The following is a 351-nucleotide window of genomic DNA, read 5'->3' as shown; positions in this document are numbered from 1 at the left end:
TAGAATCATTAAAATATACAATGTGTGCGTTTGAAAGTAATGGGTATTTTATTGATATAGGAATACCAGAAGATTATTATAAAGCCCAAGAGGATTTTAAAGATGAAAGATAAGGTTGTTTTTTTAGATAGAGATGGAACTATAAATAAAGAAGTTAATTATCTATATAAACCACAAGATTTTGAATTCATTCCCAATGCACCTAAAGCAATTAAGATATTTCATGAATTAGGATATAAAGTAATTGTTATTACAAATCAAGCAGGAGTAGCAAGAGGATATTATAAAGAAACCGATATTGAAATACTTCACAATTATGTTGATGATTTATTAAAAGAGGAAGGAACTTAT

The 351-nt window shown here is 26.5% G+C and carries 1 protein-coding gene; it reads left to right on the top strand.

Annotation, left to right across the window (positions count from 1 at the left end):
* Positions 1 to 102: 102 nt before the first annotated feature.
* Positions 103 to 351 (top strand): HAD-IIIA family hydrolase (locus tag RCF13_RS01540; RefSeq protein WP_308140761.1); only part of this gene is annotated, 249 nt, incomplete at its 3' end.

This window comes from Stenotrophomonas maltophilia group sp. RNC7, from assembly GCF_030910085.1.
GTDB lineage: Bacteria > Pseudomonadota > Gammaproteobacteria > Xanthomonadales > Xanthomonadaceae > Stenotrophomonas > Stenotrophomonas sepilia.
This window is presented reverse-complemented; position numbering and strand designations above follow the sequence as displayed.